The sequence below is a fragment of the Brevundimonas sp. genome (assembly GCF_036399195.1).
Lineage (GTDB): Bacteria > Pseudomonadota > Alphaproteobacteria > Caulobacterales > Caulobacteraceae > Brevundimonas.
Genome location: NZ_DASWNO010000110.1, coordinates 1 through 3,023, shown reverse-complemented (window position 1 = coordinate 3,023; position 3,023 = coordinate 1). Strand labels below are relative to the sequence as shown.

Genomic DNA, 3,023 nt, shown 5'->3' with positions numbered 1-3,023 from the left:
TCGCGGCGGCCCGGCTGCGGGCCGACGGGTATGATCCGGTGCTGGGCGGCGCCGAGCATGTGAAGACCAACGCCTTGATCCTGCAGGCGCTGGGCGGCGTGAACCTGTCCGTGCCGAACGATCAGGCGGACGCCGCCCGCGTCCTGCTCGAGGCGCTTCGGGGCGGCGCCGAGCGGATCGAGGACGCCGATCCCGTTTCGTCGAGGCCGGGCCGAAAGGCCGGAATCCTGGCCATCCTGACCCTGGTCGGGCTCGGCTTTCTCATCGGTCGCTGAAGCGGGCCTATCCCCGATTCGGGGCGAGCCTGCCCAGCACCTCATCCGTATCCGCCCCCAGCGCCGGCGGCGCGCGGTCATAGGCGACGGGCGTCACCGACATCCGGATGGGGGAAGCCACCGTGCGCACCGGCCCTGACAGGTCCGGCCGCGCCTGCTCGACCACCAACCGTCGATGCTTCGCCTGCGGCTCCTCGAACACCTGATCGATAGTGTTGACCGGGCCGCAGGGGACGCCGGCCGCCTCCAGCGCCGCCATCAACGCCTTCATGCCCAGACCAGCCGTCAGGGCCGACAGCTCGGCCGTCATCGCGGCGCGGTGTTCGATGCGCAGGGCGTTGGTCAGGAAGCGGGGGTCGGCGCCGAGGCCGGGGGCGCCCAGCGCCTGCGCCAGCGCGCGGAACTGGCCGTCGTTACCGACGGCGATCACCACCATCCCGTCGGTGCAGGGGAAGGGCTGATACGGGGCGAGGTTGGGGTGGGCGTTGCCCATCCGGGTTGGGGACTTGCCCGAGACGAAATAGTTGGCGGCCTGGTTGGCCAGCATCGCCGCCTGAACGTCGAACAGGGCGATGTCGATGTGCTGGCCCTGTCCGGTCGCGCGGGCGTGCAACAGGGCGGCGAGGATGGCGTTGGAGGCGTAGAGGCCGGTGAACAGGTCGGCGACGGCGACCCCGACCTTCATCGGTTCGGCCCCGGGCGCGCCGTCGGGCTGGCCGGTCACCGACATCAGGCCGCCCATGGCCTGGATCATGTAGTCGTAGCCGGCGCGATGGGCGTCCGGTCCGTCCTGCCCGAAACCGGTGATCGAGCAGTAGACCAGCCGGGGATTGATGGCCGACAGGGCCGCATGGTCGAGCCCGTACTTCTTAAGGCCGCCGGTCTTGAAGTTCTCGACCAGCACGTCGCAGGTCGCGACCAGCGCGCCCACGGCGGCGGCGCCCTGGGGCGTGGAGATGTCCAGTTCGACCGACTTCTTGCCCCGGTTGGCGCACAGGAAATAGGCGGCGTCGCCCTTCGAGCCGTCGGTCCTCGTCGTGAACGGCGGGCCCCAGTGGCGAGTGTCGTCGCCCGCGCCGGGGCGCTCGATCTTGATCACCTCCGCCCCGAGATCGGCCAGAGTTTGGGTCGCCCAAGGACCGGCGAGGACGCGGCTGAGGTCGAGGACGCGGACGCCGGAGAGTGGGCCGGAAGGGGTGGCTGGTGACTGGTGGTTGGTGGTTGGCGGGGCCGGCGCTGCTTCGGTGGTCATGATGCGAATCTCTACCGCCCGATCAAGGCGCGATCCACCAATCACCACCCACCAACCACCCGCTCACAGCCCCGGGTCCCACACCCCTGCATCCCGCATCCGGCACTCGCGCGCCTCTCGTGCGCGGCCGTCGAGTTCGTCGGCCATGCAGCAAACAGCCTTGGACACCGTCGCCTTGTGCACGCCCGGTACGAGCGCATGCAGGAAGGCGCAGCCGGCCAGCTTGAGCAGGCGGAAGCCGAAACGCGACGACGCCGCCATGTGGTGGAAGTAGCTTTCCTCCACCTCGCGCGGGTGGTCGACGAACAGGCGATTCAACGTGCGGATCATGACGGCAGCCTAACCTGCGACGGGCCGGCCCACTACCCGTCGGCGCCATTCTGGCCTAAACCGCGCGCGACCGCCACGCTCAGGAAAGACCATCGATGGCCGACGGCAGCTCTGCTCCCCAGAAGACCTTCCGCTGGGAAGACCCGCTGGACCTGTCAGGCCGGCTGACCGACGACGAGCGGATGATCCAGGACGCAGCCCGGTCCTACGCCCGCGAGAAACTGCTGCCGCGGGTGGTCGAAGCCTTCCGCGACGAGACCTTCGACCGCGCCATCATGACCGAGCTGGGCGAGATGGGCTTCCTCGGCGCCATGCTGCCGGAGCAGTACGGCGGCTCCAGCGTCAGCCATGTCGCCTACGGCCTGATCGCGCGCGAGATCGAGGCGGTCGACAGCGGCTACCGCTCGGCCATGTCGGTGCAGTCGTCGCTGGCCATGTATCCGATCTACGCCTTCGGTTCGGAGGAGCAGAAGATGCGTTTCCTGCCCCGCATGGCGGCGGGCGAACTGGTCGGCTGCTTCGGCCTGACCGAGGCGGACGGCGGCTCCGACCCCGCGTCGATGAAGACGAAGGCGGTGGCCGTGGACGGCGGCTATCGCCTGAACGGCGCCAAATACTGGATCACCAATTCGCCGATCAGCGACCTCGCCATCGTCTGGGCCAAGCTCGATGACGTGATCCGCGGCTTCATCGTCGAGCGCGGCATGGACGGCTTCACCACCGACAAGATCGGCGACAAGCTTTCCTTGCGCGCCTCCGTCACCGGCGACATCGGCCTGAACGATGTTTGCGTGCCGGAAGAGAACCTGCTGCCGGGCGTGAAGGGCCTGCGCGGACCGTTCAGTTGCCTGAACAAGGCGCGATACGGCATCGCCTGGGGCGCCATGGGCGCGGCCGAGGCCTGTTTCCACCTGACCCGGGACTATGTCGGCGAGCGCATGCTGTTCGGCCGACCGCTGTCGTCGCGCCAGCTGGTGCAGAAGAAGCTGGCCGACATGCAGACCGAGATCTTCCTCGGCTTCGAAGGCGCGCTGGCGCTGGGCCGGCTGCTGGATCAGGGGGCCTGGGTTCCCGAGGCCATCTCGATGATGAAGCGCAACAACTGCGGCAAGGCGCTCGACATCGCCCGCGTCGCCCGCGACATGCACGGCGGCGCCGGCATCACC

General features: G+C 69.0%; 4 protein-coding genes. 2 read left to right on the top strand and 2 right to left on the bottom strand.

From position 1 onward, the window contains the following. On the top strand, positions 1–275 hold a 275-nt coding region (locus tag VGB60_RS05345), incomplete at its 5' end, for a hypothetical protein (protein ID WP_331037230.1). 7 nt (positions 276–282) lie between these two features. Here the strand turns inward: VGB60_RS05345 and VGB60_RS05340 are convergent. Then, the gene (locus VGB60_RS05340) at positions 283–1,527 is read right to left on the bottom strand and encodes a CaiB/BaiF CoA-transferase family protein (protein ID WP_331037229.1); all 1,245 of its coding nucleotides are present in this window, start codon (positions 1,525–1,527) and stop codon (positions 283–285) included. Positions 1,528–1,590: 63 nt separating this feature from the next. Beyond that, positions 1,591–1,857: a DUF6356 family protein gene (locus VGB60_RS05335; RefSeq protein ID WP_331037228.1), complete on the bottom strand. Its 267-nt coding sequence runs from the start codon at positions 1,855–1,857 to the stop codon at positions 1,591–1,593. A gap of 95 nt (positions 1,858–1,952) precedes the next feature. On the opposite strand from VGB60_RS05335, the gene VGB60_RS05330 reads away from it, so the two are divergent. Further along, positions 1,953–3,023, top strand: a 1,071-nt coding sequence (locus tag VGB60_RS05330; RefSeq protein WP_331037227.1) for an acyl-CoA dehydrogenase family protein, incomplete at its 3' end; no start/stop codon positions are given.